The sequence below is a fragment of the Scytonema sp. NUACC21 genome, assembly GCF_054684315.1.
Genome location: NZ_BAAFZH010000092.1, coordinates 93954 through 117203, shown reverse-complemented (window position 1 = coordinate 117203; position 23250 = coordinate 93954). Strand labels below are relative to the sequence as shown.

General features: G+C 41.1%; 16 protein-coding genes, 1 pseudogene and 2 CRISPR repeat arrays. Of the genes and pseudogenes, 11 read left to right on the top strand and 6 right to left on the bottom strand.

From position 1 onward, the window contains the following. Nucleotides 1-105 precede the first annotated feature (105 nt). The gene (locus tag ACYRY3_RS25680) at nt 106-681 is read right to left on the bottom strand and encodes a hypothetical protein (protein WP_460204457.1); all 576 of its coding nucleotides are present in this window, start codon (nt 679-681) and stop codon (nt 106-108) included. A gap of 270 nt (nt 682-951) precedes the next feature. On the opposite strand from ACYRY3_RS25680, the gene ACYRY3_RS25675 reads away from it, so the two are divergent. Then, nucleotides 952-2067 carry a ferrochelatase gene (locus ACYRY3_RS25675; RefSeq protein ID WP_460204456.1) on the top strand — a complete coding sequence of 372 codons (1116 nt, stop codon included), beginning with the start codon at nt 952-954 and terminating at the stop codon, nt 2065-2067. Nucleotides 2068-2257: 190 nt separating this feature from the next. Here ACYRY3_RS25675 and ACYRY3_RS25670 read toward each other — a convergent pair whose 3' ends face one another. Further along, on the bottom strand, nt 2258-4795 hold the full coding sequence (locus ACYRY3_RS25670; RefSeq protein ID WP_460204455.1) for a hypothetical protein: 2538 nt from the start codon (nt 4793-4795) through the stop codon (nt 2258-2260). A gap of 242 nt (nt 4796-5037) precedes the next feature. Between ACYRY3_RS25670 and ACYRY3_RS25665 the strand changes: the two genes are divergently transcribed. From ACYRY3_RS25665 to ACYRY3_RS25655, 3 genes are all read left to right on the top strand, one after another. Beyond that, on the top strand, nt 5038-5418 hold the full coding sequence (locus tag ACYRY3_RS25665) for a hypothetical protein (RefSeq protein WP_460204454.1): 381 nt from the start codon (nt 5038-5040) through the stop codon (nt 5416-5418). 110 nt (nt 5419-5528) lie between these two features. Continuing rightward, nucleotides 5529-5873 carry a hypothetical protein gene (locus ACYRY3_RS25660; RefSeq protein ID WP_460204453.1) on the top strand — a complete coding sequence of 115 codons (345 nt, stop codon included), beginning with the start codon at nt 5529-5531 and terminating at the stop codon, nt 5871-5873. A 178-nt stretch (nt 5874-6051) separates the two neighbouring features. Further along, the gene (locus ACYRY3_RS25655; RefSeq protein ID WP_460204452.1) at nt 6052-9288 is read left to right on the top strand and encodes an efflux RND transporter permease subunit; all 3237 of its coding nucleotides are present in this window, start codon (nt 6052-6054) and stop codon (nt 9286-9288) included. A gap of 79 nt (nt 9289-9367) precedes the next feature. On the opposite strand, the gene ACYRY3_RS25650 is transcribed toward ACYRY3_RS25655, so the two are convergent. Continuing rightward, nucleotides 9368-9913 carry an NADPH-dependent FMN reductase gene (locus ACYRY3_RS25650; protein WP_460204451.1) on the bottom strand — a complete coding sequence of 182 codons (546 nt, stop codon included), beginning with the start codon at nt 9911-9913 and terminating at the stop codon, nt 9368-9370. Nucleotides 9914-10532: 619 nt separating this feature from the next. Here ACYRY3_RS25650 and ftsH point away from each other — a divergent pair. Then, on the top strand, nt 10533-12479 hold the full coding sequence (ftsH, locus tag ACYRY3_RS25645; RefSeq protein ID WP_460204450.1) for an ATP-dependent zinc metalloprotease FtsH: 1947 nt from the start codon (nt 10533-10535) through the stop codon (nt 12477-12479). A 94-nt stretch (nt 12480-12573) separates the two neighbouring features. Here ftsH and ACYRY3_RS25640 read toward each other — a convergent pair whose 3' ends face one another. Both ACYRY3_RS25640 and ACYRY3_RS25635 read right to left on the bottom strand, forming a co-directional pair. Then, nucleotides 12574-13953, bottom strand: a complete 1380-nt coding sequence (locus ACYRY3_RS25640; RefSeq protein WP_460204449.1) for an RNA-guided endonuclease InsQ/TnpB family protein — start codon at nt 13951-13953, stop codon at nt 12574-12576. Nucleotides 13954-14315: 362 nt separating this feature from the next. Then, nucleotides 14316-14603: pseudogene (locus tag ACYRY3_RS25635) on the bottom strand (malic enzyme-like NAD(P)-binding protein); the annotation flags it as partial. 183 nt (nt 14604-14786) lie between these two features. Here ACYRY3_RS25635 and ACYRY3_RS25630 point away from each other — a divergent pair. Further along, complete coding sequence (locus ACYRY3_RS25630; protein ID WP_460204448.1) at nt 14787-16256, top strand: TIGR03985 family CRISPR-associated protein; 1470 nt, start codon at nt 14787-14789, stop codon at nt 16254-16256. 29 nt (nt 16257-16285) lie between these two features. After that, nucleotides 16286-16879: an HD domain-containing protein gene (locus tag ACYRY3_RS25625; RefSeq protein ID WP_460204447.1), complete on the top strand. Its 594-nt coding sequence runs from the start codon at nt 16286-16288 to the stop codon at nt 16877-16879. Between the two features lie 323 nt (nt 16880-17202). After that, nucleotides 17203-17825: direct repeats of the CRISPR family, unit length 36 nt. Between the two features lie 702 nt (nt 17826-18527). Continuing rightward, a CRISPR array of direct repeats spans nt 18528-19783; the repeat unit is 36 nt; unit sequence CCCTACCGACTGGGTCAAATCGGATTAGTTGGAAAC. 80 nt (nt 19784-19863) lie between these two features. On the opposite strand, the gene ACYRY3_RS25620 is transcribed toward ACYRY3_RS25625, so the two are convergent. Then, a complete protein-coding gene (locus ACYRY3_RS25620; protein WP_460204446.1) occupies nt 19864-20832 on the bottom strand; it encodes a LabA-like NYN domain-containing protein in 969 nt (322 codons plus the stop codon). A gap of 212 nt (nt 20833-21044) precedes the next feature. Here ACYRY3_RS25620 and ACYRY3_RS25615 point away from each other — a divergent pair, with 212 nt between their 5' ends. From ACYRY3_RS25615 to ACYRY3_RS25600, 4 genes are all read left to right on the top strand, one after another. Continuing rightward, nucleotides 21045-21617, top strand: a complete 573-nt coding sequence (locus tag ACYRY3_RS25615; RefSeq protein WP_460204445.1) for a LabA-like NYN domain-containing protein — start codon at nt 21045-21047, stop codon at nt 21615-21617. A gap of 178 nt (nt 21618-21795) precedes the next feature. Next, nucleotides 21796-22170 (top strand): hypothetical protein, encoded by a 375-nt coding sequence (locus ACYRY3_RS25610; protein ID WP_460204444.1) that lies wholly within the window; start codon nt 21796-21798, stop codon nt 22168-22170. A gap of 106 nt (nt 22171-22276) precedes the next feature. After that, a complete protein-coding gene (locus tag ACYRY3_RS25605) occupies nt 22277-22483 on the top strand; it encodes a hypothetical protein (protein WP_460204443.1) in 207 nt (68 codons plus the stop codon). A 177-nt stretch (nt 22484-22660) separates the two neighbouring features. Then, complete coding sequence (locus ACYRY3_RS25600; protein ID WP_460204442.1) at nt 22661-23146, top strand: hypothetical protein; 486 nt, start codon at nt 22661-22663, stop codon at nt 23144-23146. Nucleotides 23147-23250 lie beyond the last annotated feature (104 nt).

Genomic DNA, 23250 nt, shown 5'->3' with positions numbered 1-23250 from the left:
TTTTGAGATAGTGATTGAAGGAAGTGAGGAGTGTCTCAGTGAGGGAGTGAAGGTTGCCCGTACTCCATCATTTCTCACTCCCGCATAGCAAATCTGTTTTCCGGACTAATTTTCTTCACAACGCTTCACAAGCAGATGTAAGAACTCAAATGCACTCAAGCGTTCTTTGGGAAGAAAGTCCCCGGTAGATGAATCCACCCAATAGCCGTGAACAGTTTGTGGAGACCGCCACATTTCTAAATGGTCAACAGATGGGTCTGCATAAAAGTTACTGTGACCACTGCCAAGTAAACAAGAACTCCAATGAGTGAAGTAATCGTGGCTCATCCGATAGATAGGAAAATTGCCAAAAAGAGGGACTCCCCATCCATCTATAGCAATAAAAGCTTTAACATGACCTCCGAATATTTGCCACATATGAGCGGCAAGTATTGCCCCAACTGCACCGGCACTAAAGCTAATGAATACAACTGGCGATTCTAGCCTATTCCCTAAGGATTCGTGTAAAAATTTAAATATGTGAAGTGCTGATAAACTTAAACAGCCGTTGGTTGGAAAAACCAGTATATCTCCTATTTTCCGATCTGTTGCTCCATAACGGGCTTGACGATCTAGCCACGCCGATACAAAGCTTTGAGTTAAACCTGGCTCGTGAATTCCTGGGCAAAGGATTATACTCATTTATCTATTGGAGTAGCAGCTTGTGTAATTTGTTAATTCGCAACATAAATTGTTATAAATCTAACACTTTTCGCTGGTAAAATCTGCAAATCGCTGATAATCATTGTGCATCGCACCAAAGCCGCTTGCTTGTGTATTTCCATAGAAGGATATGGAGTATATCTTGAGAAGCACTGCTAAAATTAACTTTTTTATCCTATCCCCCCGGATAGGATAAAATGTTACAAGTAAGAAAAACCACACTCTTGAAGTTGTATTGAGGAATTTATTGTGGTTGCCACGCCGGAAAAACTACAAAAATCACACGGGGAAGCGTCAGATCGACAACGAGTCGCTGTATTGCTTATGGGCTACGGCGAAGTTGAAAGTTACGAGGATTTCGCTAACTATAACGAACAGGCTTTAAACTTACTTACGGCAAAATTTGCACCAGTACCGACTTGGGTTTATCCACCTCTAGCAAAGCTTTTGGCGTTATTTGACCGTCATGAGTGGGGACACCAACACCATGATTTCATTTCCCCACATAACTCCATTTTTGAAAAACAACGCGCTGGGATTGAGGAACACCTGCAAGCTAAGTGGGGAGAAGGAGTTAAAGTCTTCAAAGCTTTCAACTTCTGCGCCCCGTTCCTACCCCATCAAGTCCTTGCGGAAATTAAAAACCAAGGTTTTGACAAAATACTCATTTACCCATTGCTAGTTGTTGATTCTATCTTCACTAGCGGTATTGCCATTGAGCAAGTCAACAATGCTTTAGCCAAAATGGCAGATGGTAACGAACATTGGGTCAAAGGGCAGCGCTATATCCCCTCTTTCTACAACGAACCAACCTACATTGATTTGTTGGCACATCTTGTTGAAGAAAAAATTGGTGCAGATTTAGTCAATGCCTACTTACCTTCTCAAATCGGTATCATACTAATGAACCACGGTTGTCCCCATAAAGCCAAAGGCTTTACCTCCGGGATTACCGAAAGTCAAGCACTCTACGACCTAGTTCGCGATCGCCTGATCAACCGCTACCCCCTCATCTCTGTGGGTTGGCTTAACCACGATACCCCCTTAATTGAATGGACGCAGCCAAACGTCGAACAGGCAGCTAATAACTTGATTCAATTGGGTGCGAAAGCGATCGTATTCATGCCGATTGGTTTTGCAACAGAAAACCACGAAACCTTGCTGGATGTACATCACATTATTCACTCTTTAGATAAAAAACACTCTGGCATCAATTACTTGCAAATGCCCTGCGTCAACGATCGTCCTGAATTTTTGGCAATGGCAGCAGAGTGGGCAAATGCTCATATCAGCGAGTTGCTGTCAGAAGACGCGGTGACGGTTAATCCACAGCTAGCTGCAGGACATCACCACCACCATCACTAAACGGACTAGTACAAAAAGGTTGTTCGCGTAGCGTCTTTGCAGGAGAAATATCAAGGTTGAAGGAGTGAAGTAACAGCCCTATATTGCAAGTTCTTTTTAGAGACGCGCCATGGCGCGTCTCTACATTCATGAAATGTCAGCCGAGAAAAAATGTGTTTTGTACTTTCATTTTGACTACTGTACCGACGCTCTAATTAACTTGACGAAGCCAAGATTCACTTTCAATCAGCTCGGCGATGGGGTGTTTTGTTTTCCCTCCAGTCTTAGATGTATTATGATGCCATAATTGCCAAGTCTCGGCAGCAAGCTTGGAAAACTCACCCCGTACTTGGAACCAGGTAGGATTATCTTCTCCATTCGACAGACTGCAGAGCAAATCTAAAACTTTCTCGGAAGTATGGTTTCTCATTGAATTCAATTTACGTTTGTTTGATTCAGTTAAGCGATCTTCTTCCTTAAAAACTCTGCTAAGTCCCTCCTTGACACTCAAGTTGCCAAGCTTCTTCGAGCACCTTGAAATATTGACAAGCGCATCACATATCCGACGGTTCAACCCTAGGTATACAGACCCCTTCAGTGCCTCTAAAAAACTCTCTAACGCTCTGGTAGGGTCATTTTTAATGAAAAGTGAATATTCTCCATCAAGCAAGTTAATTTCTGAAAGAACTGCTTGGCAGAAATTATGACTGTGACCGGTTGTTAGGTCTGCCTTAGCAAATTTCCTGGCAAAACTTAATGCCTGTATTGTCAATTTACCATCTCCAAGCCTGACCCACACTCGTCCTGCTAAAGCTAGCCATCGAACCATTCGCTGAGTTAAACCAATACGTGATGCGTAATGAGCTGCTCTCAGAAAATGTGCTGCAGTTTCTTCAAGTGTATTTCTGTCATTAGAAAGGTAGAATTCTATCCGCGCTGCATTTCCATAAATTTCAGATAAGGCTTGATAAATATCTAAACCAGGGTCTTTGTAGCAAAAACCTACTCTAATTGCCTCTTTAATTTTAGTGTCCCATTTTGTTAATCCAATCCACTTTTTCCTCTGGCTGGGTTCAAATAAATCTACCTCATGTCCGCAAGAAAGTTCATACAAATAAATTTCTGATTGAATTAGAGCTTGAATGGGAACTAGCTCTTCTTTTACTTTGCAGTCTTCCTCAAGAGTTTCTTTAATTTCTTGAATCAGCAGTTCTGCGTTACTGATGTTACCTTGAAAATTTGATAGCCTTAACTCTAGTCGTTTTGCAAGGAAATAGCAGCGGTAAAAGTTGAGACGATATGAAAAGTAAATTTTTTCTTGAGGAATTTTTTTCAATTCATCTCTAGCTGTATCAGCAATCCTCTTAATTTGAGTAGATTCGCACTCTTCATCAAGGAACTGGAAATTTTGAAAAGCCATCCTGACTTTGGTTAATTTCCTTCTCAACTCAGAGAGAGTTTTGCATGCTGAACTATAAATTTCCAAGTTGAGTTCACCATTGCAACTCCGCTCTGATATCCATTGCTTTGCAGCAGAGACAATTGCTTGCAGTATAGTAATCATTGAGTCTCGGTCAACCCAAATCCCTTGATACTGTTGCTGATTTCCCAAAACTACTGTTGTTTCAACCAAAGAATCAACGCTGCTGTCCAAGGTTTTTGTTGATAGGGTAACGTTAGCTATCTCCTCAGTCAACCCCATGTGTAAGCTACAAGCACCAATCGCATTCTCTACTATGGTGTTGCTAGAGGTATACATCCATTCAAGAAATTCATGAGATTTACCATCATAACTAAAGCTACAAGTAACTACCGCCATAATCACGGGATTGAGCGAATGGAGGGATTGTGCTTCTAGTTTTGTTGGTGGGCATATACCTGGAGTCTTCAGCTCGCATTCTGCCTGATGACTAATTTGTACAAATCTATGGTATAGTTCGCTATATTCCTTTTCCTGATGAATGGTTCGCGATAAAGTTTTGAATTCCAACTTTTGAACTCTAAGATGAAGGTTAGTTGGATATTTGAGCATTTGCTCCTTAATGGTAATACTCAGGAAAAGCGCAATTGCCTCTTGGCGAGAGAAGTTTGTTTTTCCTCCAGCTTTTAGTCTTTCCCAGGTTCGCCCTAGTTTCTCAATAACCTCTAATCTTAGTTTTAAACCCAGAAATGTTGGATGAGAGTTCCGGAGGCTTTCAATGAGATACCCCAGGGAGTCATTTTCCTGAGAGGAACCGGATTTCCAAAAAAGTTTGTTACTTGCGATCGCAAGTTTATTGCTTGCAATTGCCACGAACTCTTGAGTTGTAGATAATAAATCTTCAAATTCCAACAACTCAAGCAATGCAGCTACTTGAGCAATTTGAAAAAATCTCTCAGAGCTTACCCGGATAATCTTTGTTTTCTCAGGTAAGAAACCAGCAGACTCCAGTAGTTCATCAGCTCCGGTGTCTCCCAGTAACTTTCGTAGTTCGTCAGGATTAGATTCTATTTCTTGTGAAGTTTTTTCATTCTCTCTTTTTAATTTCCTTTTAGATGCCCTGCGATTGCGAAGATTTTTACACAGTTGAATCAACCCCTCGCGATCGACTGGCAACCGTTCTTTTTCCTTATTTAAAAAATCGATAACAACTGGTCGGCTAACGCCCATTCCTTCCGAGAGCTCTACCTGTGTTGCTCCCATTTTATCTAGGAAGAAGTGGAGCATCTCGCGCAGTGCTTCTTGATCTCCAACGCTTTCTTTACTCATTCCCTTTATTTTATGCAAAATATAAATGTAAATTTAATTTACATTATAATTTTTATCAATTCTATTTTTGTGTTAAAATATACATAAAAAAGAAAAATATATGTCTATTTTATTAAACTGTAAATTAAATTAACAACTTTAGTCAAAAAATCTTAATTTTTTGTATATTTAAATACATTTTACTAATAAAAACGTGATTACAATTAACATTGTCTACTCAATTTACAGTAACCAGCTAAATTATGCTTCCCAAAGCAGTAGAGAAAATCCTCGACTACTGCAAACAAAAAATAAATAGGTTTCACGAATGTAATGACACTGGGCTGATAGAAATCCGATGCTGTCCTTATCAAAGTCATTATAAAGTCGAGTGCCGCTGCGGAGATTTCCAAGATTTCCCGATAGCGCCGGAAGACTTAGATGTTTGGGAGACACCAGCGTTACCCAGACAGCGAGAAACCTTAGAAACTCTCGAACAGGTTCTGGCAAAGCTTAACAGTGCATTATTTGAGACTTTTTGTCTGCAACAAGGCTATGCAACTATTACGATCGTGCATCGCGGACATGATGGTCGGTACGGGTTCCAGCTTTTGTTATCGGTAGTTCACGGATTAAAGCCTTAATCTTAGAGGTGAGAACAGCATAGTTCCACTTCATGCATTTTTAAGCTGAATCTCACCTAACGTGAGATTGGTTTTGGGTAATCTAATAAGTCTTTGTTAACAACCTATCGATGGCAATAACCACGACGGTTGCGACTGAAGCTTCAGCTTCGCGCATCCGTTTTTTTGTTTCTGGCAATTTATCGCAAAATTTAATTCTCAAAAAGGGCAAAATCATGAAAACTAATCTAACTAACGATCGCAATCTGCTGTTTAAGTGGGCTTGTAAAGGTCTAAAATATTTTCTGTTAATTTTGCTTGGTTTTGCGATCGCATATGTCATATCTAAAGTTTTTGGAGCTTCCACAATTGTTCAAATACTTCTAGCCTCGATTGTATGGGAATGGCTTTTCCGTATTGCAGTCTTTATCTTCTGTTTTTTTGCAATTGCTGTAATTTACGAGTCTTGTCGTTAAAGAACGAAGGCTCAAGGATGAAGTATAAAAAAGAATAAAGGCTCAAGGATGAAGTATAAAAAATTAATTTATTTTATACTTTATCCTTCAAATGTTAAAAAGTACAAAATTTCAATCACAGTTAGATTTATTACTTTAAAATTTTTTTAACTTGTCAACGACAGGTGAGATATACTTTATGATTTTTTCCCTCTCTGGCTTCTTCATTAAACGACCTGTCTTTGCAACGGTATGTTCTATTATCATTACACTACTGGGAATTGCGTGTATCCCAACGTTGCCAGTTGCTCAGTATCCTGAAATTGCTCCGCCTCAAGTTAGCGTAACTTCAAACTATGTTGGGGCAAATGCGGAAGTCGTGGAATCTACTGTAACCAATATTTTGGAGCAACAACTCAATGGTATTCAGGGTGTGCGATACATCAAATCTACTAGTGCTAATGATGGAACCAGTAGTATTAACCTGACGTTTGACCAGGGGAAAGACCAAGACATTGCAGCGGTAGATGTACAGAACCGGGTGTCAACGGTTCTATCGCGGTTACCAGGACCTGTGACTCAAACAGGTGTACAAGTCCAAAAAATTAACAATAACTTTTTGCTGGCAATTGGGCTTTACTCCGAACGCGATGAAAGCAAAGGGCAAGATATTTATGACGACACCTATCTCAGCAACTATGCTGACCTTTTTGTTGCGGATGCTATTAAACGGATCAAAGGGGTCGGTGATGTTCAGATATTTGGTGAGCGGAAATATGCCATGCGTCTTTGGCTTGACCCCAGTCGTCTCGCCGGCCGGAATTTGACTCCCCAAGATGTCATTACAGCACTTCAGCAACAAAACCTGCAAGTTGGTGCCGGACAGATCGGACAACCTCCAATTAAATCCGGTCAGCAGTATCAGTACGCTGTCAATGCTCAAGGACGACTCAAAGACGTTGAGGAATTCAACGAGCTTGTCATTAAAACGACTGAAGAGGGTTTGCTGATTAAGCTGAAGGATGTGGGTCGGGCTGAATTGGGAGCAGAAAACTACAGCTCTTTGCTGCGGTTTACTTCTAAAGACCGCGTGACGCACCGAGGAGTGGGATTGGGGATTAACCAGCAATTTGGTAGCAACGCGCTGGATACGGCAGCAGCAGTCAAAGAGGAAATGAAGCGATTAGCTGAAAATTTTCCACCCGGCATACGTTATGAAGTAGCTTTCGATACTACCACGTTTATTGAAGCAGGAACTGAAGAAGTTATTGTGTCTTTATTCCAAGCAGTCGGCTTGGTCGTCCTCATTGTCTACCTGTTTTTACAGAATTGGCGGGCTGCATTGGTTATTTCCTTGGCGATGCCAGTAGCCCTCATTGGCACATTTATCTTCGTTAAACTCCTGAATTTCTCTATCAATACCCTGACTCTATTCGGCTTAACGCTAGCAACGGGTCTGGTAGTAGATGATGCGGTGGTCATTGTAGAGGATATTACTCGCCGAATTCAGGATGAAGGACTAAAACCTGTGGAAGCCGCAATCGCATCGATGAACGAACTGTTTAGCGCTGTAATTGCAACTTCTATCGTATTGATTGCAGTGTTTGTGCCAGTCGCATTTTTCCCCGGTACAACAGGACAGCTTTACAAGCAGTTTGCGCTGACAATTGCGTTTTCTATCACTATATCTACCTTTAACGCTGTTACCTTTACCCCAATGCTGTCTGCCGTTTTACTCAAACGAGGTCAGGCACAGAATAACGGGTTTTTTAATAGTATTAACTGGGCGATCGATAAAACTCGACTGGTTTACAGTCGCAGCATTGCAGGCTTAACCAGGCATAAAGGCATTGTTTTACTGCTCTTCTCAGGTGCATTGGTGCTTACCTACTGGATATACAATTTGGTGCCAGCAGGTTTTATTCCAGATGAAGACCAAGGCGTCTTTATCACCATCGTTCAAGCGCCAGAGGGTGTGTCTCTTGACTATACTGAAAAGGTTTTGGAGAAAGCTGAGGCAATTCTGAAAGAAGTGCCAGAAGTCCAGCAAATCTTCGCGGTGGGTGGCTTTAGCTTTAGTGGTTCAACACCTAATAACGGTTTGATATTTACAACCTTAAAACCTTGGCAAGAGCGCAGGGAAATAAACCAATCTTTACAAGCCATTATTGGCGGTTTCTTCCCACAACCTTCTGGGTTATTCCCTAAAATGCTGGGCATTCAGGAAGCAACTGTGATTCCATTTAACCTGCCAGCTATTAACGGTGTTGGTAACTTTGGTGGTTTTGAGTTTCACCTACAAGATAGGGCAAATTTGGGATTTGATGCGATCGGTACAATCCTCAACAACTTTATTGGTCGAGCCAGCACCTACCCATCTCCCGAACGACCTCAAATAACTGGGTTGCGCCCCAATTTAAACGCCAATACACCCCAGATTTCCGTGGAGGTCAATCGCACCCAAGCAAATGCGCTCCAGGTTCCTGTTGAAAATATTTTCAACACCCTGCAAGTCTTTCTTGGTTCAACCTATGTTAATGACTTCAACCAGTTCAATCGGGCGTATCGAGTTTACGTTCAGGCAGACCAAGAGTTTCGCTCAAATCCAGAAGATATTAAAAAGCTGTACGTGCGTTCCCAAACAGGTCAAATGATTTCACTGAGCAATTTAGTAACGATTAAAGAAATTATTGCTCCCTCAGTCATCAGCCATTACAATCTCTTTCGCTCTGTTGAAATTAATGGCTCCCCATCTCCTGGTGTAAGTTCAGGTCAAGCCCTCAAAGCAATGGAGGAGTCTGCCAAAGAAACGTTCCCTAAGGGATTGGGCTATGAGTGGTCTGGGCTTTCTCTGGAAGAAATTGAATCCGGAGGACAAGCCATCTTCATCTTTGCTTTGGGTGTTATCTTTGTCTTTCTCACGCTGGCAGGCCAATATGAAAGCTTTGTCGATCCCTTCATAATCCTACTAACTGTGCCGTTGGCAATTTTGGGTGCATTAATTGCTGTTTTGATCAAAGGCTCTGCTAATGATATTTATACTCAGGTCGGATTTGTCATGCTCATCGGTATGGCAAGTAAAAACTCCATTCTGATTGTGGAATTTGCCAACCAACTCCGCGACCAGGATTTGAGTATTCCAAAAGCAGCGATCGAGTCGGCTAAGGAGCGTCTGCGACCCATTTTGATGACAGCTTTCTCAACAGTTGCTGGTGGCATTCCACTTATGGTAGCAACGGGTCCTGGAGCTGCTGCTCGTCAATCCTTGGGAGCTGCAACTTTTGGAGGAATGTGCGTTGCTACTGTGCTGAGTCTATTTGTCATCCCAATTTTGTATATCATTATTAAGACTGCGGAAGCTCGTTTTCGGCAAAAACCCCATCTCACAACAGTATCAAGTGGAAGTCCTGTTGAGCACGTTGAGCAAAGCAAGTAGTTTATCGCAAACCAATTATAGGGAAACTCCTCCCTGTCAAAGAAGTTTCCTACGGATATGTTCTTCTCCTAATCTGGTTCTAATTCACTCCTCGCAACTTGCGCGTATTTTCAACCAAACTCTGAGCAAATTGGTCAAAGCGTTGGGAGAGCTTTTCATCAAGAAGTTTACCTTCAGGGCTAAAAGCTTTCCACGCTTGCCCGATAGCAACTTGTTCGGGAATGACCCAAGAGTGAACCCATCGAAGGATGATTCGCAAGTCATTTAATGCGTTACTGTTGGGCTGTCCTCCCAAAATGCTAATCAGTCCCGCCACTTTGCCAGAAAATTGGTCGAAACTCATCAAGTCCAAAGCATTTTTTAGGACACCGCTCACGCCACCGTGATACTCTGGTGTTGCCAAAATTAAACCATCAGCATTACCTACTGCATCACGCATCCGTTGAACATCTGGGAAATCTGGATATTCCTGTTCACCATTACAAAATGGTAGTTGCATTTGCCGCAAATCGAGAATTTCAACCTCTGCACCCAGGGCTTCTACTCGTTGCGCGACTAAGTTCAACGCCAATTGAGTGTAAGACTCTGTTCTTAAGCTGCCGCCAATTCCAACAATTTTTACCATAGCTAACCCACAAGTTCTCAAATTTAACTAGCTTTAGGAACTTCCAAATAAAAAAGTCTTCAAATATTTCTTGTGGTGCAGGCTTCTAGAGAGCCACTTGTACGGGACGGGCGGAGATGCCCGACAGTCGCCTTAACTCTGGGAACCAGAGCACGGCGCTGCTCTCAACACCACAAAATGAAGAGTTTATTTCTTGGAAATCCCTTAATAAAAAGTTCACTACTGAACCGTTTTCTTTTTTTGCAAAACGGACTCATTACGACTACACTTATAGTGTAGCGAATTGTGACATAATATGTCAAACTCCAAAAAACAAAAAATTTTCTGCTATGAGGCTGAATTCTCGTTTGTGAAAAACTCAGCTGCTATTGGGGGCGAATTATTTCCCATAGGGCACCTTGGCACCCCATACTCTCGTCAACCTTGTATGCGTTTATATGAGAGAAAATTGTAAGTAGTAAATGCTTTGAAGGAAATCAAAAGGATCAAAGGGAAAAACTTGGGAATGGTTTTTTGTGGAAGCTACACTAGAGAGTTAGACACCAAAAAATTATTTGCTAGAAGAACAGCCATAAATTATGAGCGCTCAGCTTGTGCCAGCACATCGAGGGTAATTATTATGAAAAAATTTGAGAAAAAAACATTGATGAAACAACAAACAGCAAAGCGAGCAGCGTTGACTGGAGCGCTGGCTGCCAGTTTGATGGTGATGCCCGGTTTGCTAGGGGGAGGTCCTGCTCTGGGGCAGAAGGTAGAGCGCGATCCTCAGTCCCTGTCTTACGGAGATTTAATCCAGAAAGTACAGAAGGGCGATATTAAAAGAGTAGAGCTTGATGAAACCGAACAGGTGGCAAGAGTGTATCTCAAAGACCAAAAGCCAGATACACCCCCACAGCAAGTGAGACTTTTAGAACAAAACCAAGAGTTAATTAATAAACTGAAAAACCATAACGTTGTGTTTGAGGAAGTCTCCTCTGCTAATAGTAGAGCTGCTGTCAGTCTTTTGATTAACCTCATGTGGATTTTACCACTGGTTGCCTTAATGCTGTTGTTCTTGCGCCGCTCGACTAACGCTTCGAGTCAAGCCATGAATTTCGGCAAATCTAGGGCTCGTTTCCAGATGGAGGCGAAAACAGGAGTAAAATTTGATGATGTAGCAGGTATTGAAGAAGCTAAAGAAGAACTGCAAGAAGTTGTTACATTCCTCAAACAGCCAGAAAAGTTTACTGCTGTTGGCGCACGCATTCCCAAGGGAGTCTTGTTAATCGGACCTCCAGGAACAGGTAAAACACTGTTAGCGAAAGCCATTGCTGGTGAAGCTGGTGTGCCTTTCTTCAGCATTTCTGGGTCTGAATTTATCGAACTGTTTGTTGGTGTGGGTGCTGCACGAGTTCGCGATCTTTTTGAACAAGCTAAACAGCAAGCCCCTTGTATCGTCTTTATTGATGAATTAGATGCATTGGGTAAGTCTCGTGGTGGTCCTGGTTCTTTTGTTGGCGGTAACGATGAGCGAGAACAAACTCTCAACCAGTTATTAACTGAAATGGATGGCTTTGATGCCAACACTGGCGTTATTATCATTGCTGCTACCAACCGTCCTGAAGTTCTTGACCCAGCACTGCGCCGTCCGGGTCGTTTTGACCGTCAAGTTGTTGTCGATCGCCCTGATAAAGTTGGTCGTGAAGCGATTCTCAAAGTTCATGCTAGAAATGTCAAATTGGCTGAAGACGTTAATTTGGGTACTATCGCCATTAAGACACCTGGATTTGCTGGGGCAGATTTAGCAAACCTCGTCAACGAAGCTGCACTCCTTGCTGCACGCCAGAATCGGCAAGCAGTTCTAATGGCTGATTTTAATGAAGCTATTGAACGGCTAGTTGCTGGTTTGGAAAAACGCTCTCGAATCCTTAATGAAACTGAGAAAAAGACTGTTGCCTATCATGAAGTTGGTCACGCCATTATTGGTGCTTTGATGCCAGGAGCAGGTAAAGTCGAGAAAATTTCTGTAGTGCCTCGTGGTGTAGGAGCATTGGGATACACTATACAGATGCCTGAAGAAGATCGTTTTTTAATGGTAGAAGACGAAATACGAGGACGCATCGCAACCCTATTGGGTGGACGTTCTGCAGAAGAAACTGTTTTTGGTAAGGTGTCTACTGGTGCTAGTGACGACATCCAAAAAGCAACTGACCTTGCAGAACGCTATGTTACCTTATATGGGATGAGCGATCGATTAGGTCCTGTAGCGTTTGAGAAGATTCAACAACAATTTCTTGAAGGCTACAGTAACCCACGTCGTGCGATCGGCCCTAAAGTCGCAGAAGAAATTGACCGTGAGGTGAAGCAAATTGTGGATAACGCCCACCACATTGCTTTGAGCATCCTGCATGAAAATCGTGAGTTGTTGGAGGAAACAGCACAGGAACTGTTGCAAAAAGAAATTCTGGAAGGTTCACAACTGCGGGAACGCCTTGCTCGGGCAAAAGTACCTGCAGAACTGAATGAATGGTTGCGGACTGGGAAGTTATCTGAGGATAAGCCTTTGATGCAAACATTGTTGGTGTAGAAAGTTTAACCACAGATGAACGCGGATAAACGCAGTTGCTCTTGTTGACACTCCCTGCCCTAAAGGGTCAGGGATTCTAAAGAGATTTCGCTCTTTATATCCCTATCGCGCTAGGGTTCCCAGGCTCAACACGTTTGCCGCGTGGGCGTGCTGATGTCTCCTGACGTTGTTTCGGGCGTATAAGTTCCGAGGAGTCCCCCCGTACTATAGAAAATGCTCTATCTCTGATGGTTTTAGCAGCACCAATATCAGCATGAGTCATATAACCACATTGAGTGCAAATGAACTTCTCACCATCACGATTCGACTCATCAATATGACCGCAATTGCGGCATTTTTGGCTCGAGTGTTTTGGGTTAACCTTAATTACAATTTTTCCTTGCTTCACAGCCAGATACTCAATCTTAAGAATTAACTCAGCCCAACCCGCATCAGAGATAGAGCGATTTAAACCTTTCTTTCTTGATTGTCCGTTCTTTAAGAATCTACCAGTTTTCTCATCCACCTTGGGTTTACAACGACGTTTCATGGCAGAAACATTGAGGTTTTCTACAGCAATAGCATCAACATTTCTAGAAACAATCTTATTTGCGAGCTTCCACTGGTAAGCTTGTCGTTTATCAGTTATTTTCTTGTGGAATAGCCCAACTTTTTTAGCAGTTTTCTTTCGGTTTTTACTCCCCTTTAACTTCTTGCTAACTCGCCTCTGTCTAATCTTGAGGATACGCTGAGTTTTTTTGTTGGTTGAAAACTTCGGATTTTCAAATTGGTGGTTGTCAGAAAGATGAGCTAGCTTTGTAATTCCCAAATCGCAACCAATGACTTTATTAACCTCGGTCAAAGGTTTAGCAACGTAGTCTGGTACGGTTTTATCTTCAATTCTCATAGAAACATACCAGCCATCTTGACGCTTACGAATTGTAGCAGCTTTGATTGTGAATCCGTTGGGTATTGAACGAGAATTATAAAAACGCATCCATCCCAACTTCGGTAAATAGATTTTACTGCCATCAACTTTCACACCCATTACATACGTAAAAGATGTGAAGTTAGAACGATTTTTGAATTTAGGAAAACCCCTCCCCTCAAAAAAGTTTTTGTAAGCTATTTCAAGACGTTTTATATTTTGTTGTAATACTGTTGAATCTATACTAGAATACCAGGGTCTAGCTTTCTTTAACTCTGGTAATGCAGTAATTTGAATATCTCCAGCACCGCGTCTAGGATTCTTTTGATTAGAATCTTTCCAAGGTTCTCCTGTAGCTCCATTCTTGCTAACAAAACACGTTAATGGACAAGCTCCAGCCTTAGTCCTAATATCGCAGTAATCACCTTGAATATATTGTTGAGCATATTGAGTCAATCTGTCATTCAAACACCAATTATAATGACTTCTGAGCAGATCAATCCAACTACTCATCTTCGATTGTTGAGTCATGCTAGGGCGCAGCTTATATACATAGTTTGCTAGCAAGATTTAATCACCTCCTTGTTTTAATCAACTCAACATATGCTAGCATTAACGTAGCAACAATAGTGATACATATGAAGAATAATTCAATCAGAATACGCTTATCAGATAGACGTTTAAATAAGCTGCGTTTATATGCAGTTGAGCACGACAAGAATATGACGCAAGTCATTGAAGAGCTTATAGACTTGCTTCCTGAGCCAACAATCACTGTCCCTAAAGGGACAGACCGCTCGCCTATATCCATCGCCTGAAGTACGGTTGAGCCTCTCGCCGTGCTACGAAGCTCAACCTCGATGGTTTTGGCTCGCTCGATTACTTATAAGACCTGCTTACATCCGTGTTCGTCATCTATACGATCGCAATTAGCTCCGTGCAATACCTTCTTGACGTGCAGCGCTTTGCACGGCACCTGCTACAGCACTCACAACTCTCTCGTCAAATACAGAAGGAATGATGTGGTCTTTGTTAAGGTCTGAGGGTTTAACTAAGGAGGCGATCGCAGTTGCTGCTTCCAAGTACATACTAGTAGTAATTGCTGCTGCCCGACAATCCAAAGCCCCCCGGAAAACACCAGGAAAAGCCAAAACGTTATTGATTTGATTGGGGTACTCACTGCGACCTGTTGCCATGACAGCAACATCATCCTTAACTGAAAACTCGCTCCCCCTCTCCCTCTCCCCCCCTCTCCCCCTCTGCCTTAATGATAAGTCTTTACCCGGACATGATATCACTTGGGAAACCCTGATTCCTCCTAATTCTGTAAATAGCTGTCTTGGAAAAGGAGGTTTCCAAAGAGTTGCTAAATTAGAATGACGGTTTTGAAAAAGTCACCTATGTCTAACTTAAAAGCATTTCCCTTATTTCCTGACTATCGACTTTTACAAAATTTAATCGATGCTCCGCTCAATCAAAGCCAAAATTTAGTCACTGCCATGCGGAGATGGAGATTGATTAACTGGTTTTACGGAGATGGAGAACAACAATATAATGTAGAGTCGGAAGAAGGATTAACATTTAATGAGTGGTGTCAAGAATTTTTTAAGTTACAACCCCCTCATCAATCCAACCATCCCCAAGGTAAGTCGTTGGAAAAAATTGAGGATATTAAAAAACCACATAATCCTCAATGCCCCTGTTATAAAACTACCAAAGACTGGATAATTTTTTTAGGTTTTTCCGTTGTGCAATGGCAACAAAATTTACAAAAGTATATAGTCATTCCAGAAAACATATTGCAGCAGGTATTAAAAGAACCTCTGTTTGCCAAAACTCGTAAAACTCTTCAAAATGACATTAATTTTCTCAAAGAGAAACATTGTTTAAAATTGGAATATTCTTTATCTAAAAAACAAAATGTTCTTGAGCGGGTTGAGAAGTTACCTCACTGGATTTTAGAAGAAATTCCGCAACCACAAACTGAAGATTATGTAATGAGTAACCTCAACTTAAATACTACTGAATTAGCTGATTTAGCTCAGGCTTTAGACATGATCGCATTCCTAGATCCCAAGCTAGCTCCTATTGCTAATAAAATTTCTTTGGAAGTAGCTGGAACTCGCCGAGTTTTTTTACACGTTGATTATGTTGTTCCTGAAGATATTCAAATTGAAGCCGATGATTTTCAAGAAAAATTACAAGACAATTGGCGTTCAGATGAAATAAAACCTATCTTATTTAATTATTGCAGCGCTCGTATAGGTGAAAGAGAGTGTCTGACCTATCCTGTATGTATTTACTACGTTCAACGTGCTAAATATCTTTGTGCTTATGGTATCAGCCCTGATGGAAATATCAACTGGTATAGCTATCGTCTGGAACGGATTAAATCTGAAGAATTCTTAGAATGGTCAGATACTCGTGTTCCACAGTTTTTGTTGGACAAATACCACAACAATCATCTACCTCAACCTGGGGAAGTTCAAGAAGCTATTAAAAAAGTGTGGGGGTTTGATTTTTATCAGCCCGCTTGTTTAATGTTGCTTCGCTTTCACCGCAATTTTCATGACTCCTACATTAAAGATACTTTTCGCCATGAAACATTTACAATGATAAAATCATCAAAACAGATAATTGAGCTAATTCAAAAATCTGCAAAGAATTCATCAGAAGAAGAACATTTAGTCGAAATTGTGCAGCGCTTCCCCCAGGATGCTTATTACAAAGCTAAATATCGCCAGAATGATAACAATGTCATTATGCGTTTACGAGCTTGGGGTCCAAATGTAGAGGTATTATTGCCTGGAGAATTACGCTCACGCATGGCAAAAGACATCCAAGCAACTTGGAAACTTTATCAAAATTAAAGTCAACATCAATAACCACAGGAAAATAGATGAGTGCAAATACACCAACACAATCAAAATTAAGCTCGCGCTTTGAGTCAGCTTTAGTTTATGCAACCAGACTCCATGCTCATCAAGTGAGAAAAAGTAGTGATATTCCCTATATTAGCCATCTGTTGAGTGTAGCAGCATTAGTATTAGAAGATGGTGGTGATGAAGATGAAGCGATCGCAGCTTTACTTCATGATGCCATAGAAGACCAAGGAGGAGCCAAAACTCGTGAAGAAATTCGTCAACTATTTGGCGAAAAAGTAGTCACTATTGTTGATGGATGTACTGACTCAGAAGTCATTCCCAAACCGCCTTGGAAACAGCGCAAACAAGAACATATAGAAAAAATGCGTTCTGCTTCTCCAGAAGTCCGACGAGTTTCGCAAGCTGATAAATTGCACAATATTCGTTCAACTTTAGCCGACTGGTATCGCGAAGGAGAAGCTGTTTGGCATAAATTTAAAGGCGGTAAAGAAGGAACACTCTGGTACTATCGCAGTTTGTTGTCTATCTATCAAGAAACTGGAACAAGTTTTTTAACTCAGGAATTAGACAGAGCAATTACCGTGTTAGAGCACGTCAGTCAAAAATAAGCTTCTTTCATATCTTGCAGCATCGCCTTATTGCAAAAATCAAAGCCCAAAAAGCTGATTCTTTCGTAGGGTGGGCACTGCCCACCACCCCGTTGTTGAGAAGGTGCAAGATGTCAGTTCTTAGGAACGTTTCAGAAGTTCATCGACGCACCTCGGTGGATCGCTGAAACCCTATATTTTTCGTTGAGGTGCGTCGATGGCTTACAGGGTAAGGATTTGAGCTATGGGTATTGGTCAATTTTCACTGCCGATTTATAATGATTTGAGAGGTGCGTCGATTTGGGGTCTAGAAACCTTACTGGGTAAAGGCTCCTGGACGAACTCCCTACCGACTGGGTTAAATCGGATTAGTTGGAAACTTTTGTACTGTTGAATTTTTTCTTCTACAGACGAGGAGACCCTACCGACTGGGTTAAATCGGATTAGTTGGAAACTTTTGGAATTCTTTGCTCAAGGAGAGCAATAGACTCATCCCTACCGACTGGGTTAAATCGGATTAGTTGGAAACTTTCTTTTTCAGATGCATTAACAACAGAAGAAAAACCCTACCGACTGGGTTAAATCGGATTAGTTGGAAACCATTGAATGAACAATTGAAATCTCCTCCTGCTAACCCTACCGACTGGGTTAAATCGGATTAGTTGGAAACCTTGAAGTTCCACTGGTGAAAGTAAGTTCTAGTAGCTGACCCTACCGACTGGGTTAAATCGGATTAGTTGGAAACCACAAAATCTCTTGCCTCTAATGGATATGCGAGCAAGTACCCTACCGACTGGGTTAAATCGGATTAGTTGGAAACGTTTCTTACCTGTCAGGATAAAGCAGCATTACCGAGGCCCCTACCGACTGGGTTAAATCGGATTAGTTGGAAACTGTAACTCTAAAAGCTCTTCTTCTGATGCTTGATCGGCCCTACCGACTGGGTTAAATCGGATTAGTTGGAAACTTCATTTAAAGCAATGGAAACAAGCTTTTGAAGGAAATCTAACTTGCGGTATTTAGCGATATTGTATTAGACATCTCCGAAAATTCATTATGCGTTCATCAAAACCCTTGGTAGGGGCGAACGGCTGTTCGCCCTTACATGATTTCTGGAGATATCTATTGAATATCATCTAAATATAAGTGGGCTAATATCTTTAAAAGAATTGGGTTGGAGGTCTTCTGATAACTCTTAAAGTTGTTTGCTAATTGCTGCAAGCTGCCTATTTGACAAATTTATTGAATATAGCGTTTTTTATGTGGGTGAAGTATACCTAACTGTGAGGCAGTATGTCCTGCGGACAGGCTGCGCCAACGCGGCGCGTGCGGACGCTCGTAGGCATACGGTTGTTCGCCCTTACAACTTCGCTCCAATTCGTAATTCGGTCAAGGGTGTTAACTATCGGTGGTGAATCTCCCAAATCACTGCCAAAGTACTATGTTATTTAGGTTTTGGGCACATTCGTGGGACAGTTTCAGAAGTTTATCGACGCACCTCGGTGGATCGCTGAAACCCTATATTTTTCGTTGAGGTGCGTCGATGGCTTACAGGGTAAGGGTTTGAGCTATGGGTATTGGTCAATTTTCACTGCTGATTTATAATGATTTGAGAGGTGCGTCGATTTGGGGTCTAGAACCCTTACTGGGTAAAGGCTCCTGGACGAACTCCCTACCGACTGGGTCAAATCGGATTAGTTGGAAACGTTATACCCTCCTAACATGGTGCCGAGCCATTCAATCCCTACCGACTGGGTCAAATCGGATTAGTTGGAAACTTCCTAACGCTAATACTCCTTTCATTGAAGGAACCCTACCGACTGGGTCAAATCGGATTAGTTGGAAACTCCTAATTGCCAAGATTCCTGTGTTTGATGCCAGCATACCCTACCGACTGGGTCAAATCGGATTAGTTGGAAACCCCATGTGCTTCCTTGACGAAGAAGAGGACTCAAGTCCCCTACCGACTGGGTCAAATCGGATTAGTTGGAAACGCTGATCACTACTAGAGTTAGCATCTGCGAGTGCAGAGCCCCTACCGACTGGGTCAAATCGGATTAGTTGGAAACCTAGTGTTTGCTGACCTTGCTCAGGAGTTAATATCTCCCCTACCGACTGGGTCAAATCGGATTAGTTGGAAACTTGCTCAAGTTGGTCAAGGGGTTCGTCAATAATTTCCCTACCGACTGGGTCAAATCGGATTAGTTGGAAACTTTGTCGCTCTTCCTTCCAAACACGGAAGTAAATATCCCCTACCGACTGGGTCAAATCGGATTAGTTGGAAACTTATTGTCAGCCGAAATGTTGTAGTTTGTTATTTCGCCCTACCGACTGGGTCAAATCGGATTAGTTGGAAACACGTGGTGTGAGGGAAGAGCTTTTCTCCCGATAAAACCCCTACCGACTGGGTCAAATCGGATTAGTTGGAAACTTCTCCAAATTTGAATTGATCTTTTGCCTTATGTCACCCCTACCGACTGGGTCAAATCGGATTAGTTGGAAACAAGGATTGCAACAGGATTAGCGTTTGCAAACCCTACCGACTGGGTCAAATCGGATTAGTTGGAAACATCCTGGGCAAGAACGCTAGTTCCAGACAAACCAACCCTACCGACTGGGTCAAATCGGATTAGTTGGAAACCCGTAGTTCTGGATGTAAGAGAGAAGCCACTGCGCCCCTACCGACTGGGTCAAATCGGATTAGTTGGAAACACGTGAGGATCGAGGCGATGTCGCCCTTCTCGACCCTACCGACTGGGTCAAATCGGATTAGTTGGAAACATTTCGGTTTTCTCCTAATATATTTTGATTTATCTGCCCTACCGACTGGGTCAAATCGGATTAGTTGGAAACTATATAGTTGTTTGCTAGCAGCTTTTTCTGATTCTTCCCTACCGACTGGGTCAAATCGGATTAGTTGGAAACTACAAAACTTATTTGGCCATAAAAAAGCCCTCCATAAATTGGAGGGTTTTAATTTTACGAATAACATCGCTATAAATTAGTCAAGCCACTAACTTGCGGTATTTAGCGATATTGTATTGAATATCATCTAAATAAATAACCTCATCAGCTATTTGCGCTAGTTGCTCACTCAACATTTTCTTTTTAGCAACTACAGTGACTTTTGCACCACGGCGCTGAACTTCTGTCACTGCTGGAATAAAATCGCCATCGCCACTGACAAGAATAACACAATCACCATTTTTAACATCGCTAATCATATCAACCACAATTTTTACATCGTCACCAACAGTTTTGAAAGTTTGGCTGTCAGAGCGAGATAAAATCGGTAGTTTAATAACTTCATAACGTAGTTTCTCTAAATAAGCCAGAAACCGCTGTTGACCTTCACTCATCTGGGAATGCACGCCAGTATAAAATTTAAAATTAGTACGAACAGCGTTTTGAGAGAGTTCTATCCGCAAAGCATCATAATTAAGTTCAATTTGCAAACTATCGATGGCAAAACTTAAATTATTACCATCAATATAAACGTGAGTCATCGGTTCTGAAGATTGTGCAATAGTTTTCACAGAACTAAAATTTGGCTTTGACTTTAAATTATTAGTTTTAAAATCCGTAGATTTTTCACTATTGGCTAACTTTTGCTCAAAATTGGCAACAGTTTTGGAAATAACTTGTTGTTGATGCTGTATTTTTTGAAGAGTAGACACAGAAAGACGCTGACGAGTATTATGTAGCTGAATTTTCTTATCCAATTTAGTGAGTTCAGTTTGTGTTTCAGCAAGTTTAGCTTGCAAAGAAATATTTTCTTGCTGAAATTTGCTTAACTGTTTTTGCTTCTCTGCTTCTAAAGACTGAATTTTCAACAATACTCCTGTAGAAATAGCACCCAGTCCAGCCACCTTACCCATCTCTTGCAGCACAGGTTGATTGCTCCAAGTTCCAGTAATAATACATCCAACAGAGATAGTGGCTGTAATCGAAATTGTTTGAGCTAGTTTTATCATAATCTTTGTTTTCGAGTCGGTAATTTTGATAACCTAAAGCTACCAAACTCATGGAAGTAGATAATTCCGAACCGAGTGTACTTGGCAATTTGTATGGTGTACTTCATTTTCAAGATTTCATATATCCAAGGTTCAACGGGGAAAACACTCTTTCCAAGCATAGGTTTTAATAATCGACATACACGCACAGCCAAGTTCACCAAGTGAAATATATGCCAACAACTCGTCGCGTCATGATTTTTGCAGACAGTGATAACACCTTCTTAGCAGCACAAAGCTTTAACAGAAAAATAGACTGGCACAAAATTCGGGAATATCTAGCCGATCCCAAAGAAGGAAGAGAACTCATTGAAATGGTAATTTATGTTGGCTTACCACCAGCTAGAGAACGATTTGAAGAGCAGCGAAAAACTAAAGAAAAATTCATTTATTGGGCTAAGACTAATGGTTTTTTGGTCGTTGCTAAAGAAGGTAAAGCGAAAGGTGATGATTATGAAACCAATGTAGATGTCGTCATGGCGATGGATGCAATAGAACTCGCTTTAGAAGTTCAACCAGACATTGTTGTTTTGGTCACAGGCGATTCTGATTTTGCTTATTTAGCCGAAAAACTCAGAAGACGTGGGATGCGTGTTGAAGTTGCTTCTGTAGAACAATCTTTGGGCAATGAATTAAAAAATGCTGCCAATAGTGTTGTTGATTTGATTGAGGTATTTGATAAATTTAATGCCCAAAATGGTCATCAAAATTACCATCGAATTGGTAATTCTAATGTATTTGATTAAGGAAGTAGATAAGTGTGAAAAAGCCTAACTATCTAAAAGGGTTGTTAGTGGTTAGTAGTTAGTAGCAAGTAGATTGGAGAGCGGGTTAATATTTCTTGACCTCGTTATGTTTATTTGCACCGACTTACTTATTTTTGATTCATTTGGTACTAGTTCAAAAATATTTCATGAGGTAACCATGCGAACAATTAATGGAAAACTAATTAATCAGGAAGCAAACCAGTTAGACGGCATCACGCAACAAACACAAAGAATGATTCAGCATTGCCAACATTTAGAATCACAAGTTAATACCATAATTCAGCAACAACATCCCAAGAATTTACAAGAAATCAATACTGTTAAACTGCATTTGCATAACTTAGACAGAAGATTGAATTCTTTAGAAAGCGCCACAAATAGAAAATTCAGCCAATTTGTAATTATTAATGTGTTTACCATAATTGGCTTATTCGGTTTTTACTTTTGGTTTGAGATGAATAATCAACCTACATACCAGAAAAATAAACCTTACAAATATGCAGAATTCATCGAACTTTATCTGTCAATGTAAGTCGGTGTAAATATTTGTTAGTGCTTAGTAGTTGCGATGCATGCGCTAAAGCGCTACTACGAGCTAAATATCAAGATTTTACTTTTCGTTAAGAGGAGGACAGAAAATGAGAGCAGTTATTAATGGAAAGTTAGTTGATTTACCAGAAGGTGCAACAGTACAAGATTTAAGAGCTAAACTCCCAGAAATTGGTAATGATGATGTGATGGAAGAAGGTTTTGGTGGTACTCGACCATTGAAAAATACAGAAGCACTCAAAGAAGGTTCAAAAGTATGGACGGTTCCCAAAATTGTTAAAGGCTCTCGAATTTAGAATTTTCGAGTTGAGATTTTGTTTTTGCTGGCACATTAGCTGAGTAAGACTGTGGTGGGCAATCACAAGCCATATCCAAATCAAGTTTTTATTATTGTCTGTAATTGCCCATAATTCAAAAAAATCTTGTATTTTCTAGCTTAGTATTTTGTTTCAATTTCGGATTTACGGTGAAGTATGACAATCACAATCAATCAAGATAAATCAGGATTTCAACCAACTGCAAGACTTTTAGAAGAACTCAAGCTTTTAGAAAAAGTCGCTAAAAATATTATTGTTGGTAGTAAGACTGTTGGCGACATGAAATATACGGCTGTTTTAGTTAAAGGAATGCCATTATCATCGAAAAAGTTCACTGTTTCTAACACTGATATTTTATTTTTGTTACCGCCAGATTATCCCCGACTCCCCCCAATTGGCTGCTATCTTAACTATCCCTGGACTACCACCGGAGAAGGAGACCATCACTTTACCAGACAAAGCTACTATGGAGCGCCCTTTTTAAGCGATCGCGGATGGTACTGGTATTGTGTGGGACTCGGTGGAGGATTTAATCGAGAAGTCTGGCTCAATTCTTGGAAACCCAGCAATCAAGTTGATAAAGGACATAATCTAACGACATTATTTATTACCGCACGTCACGCCATTAACAGTGATGAGTGATTTGTCAGTGGTCAGTTGTTATTTGTTATTTCTCTGCGTCTGATTGTTTTCCACTCTACGGGAAGCTTCTACGCGTCTACATCGCCCTCATCTCCTTTGTCCCC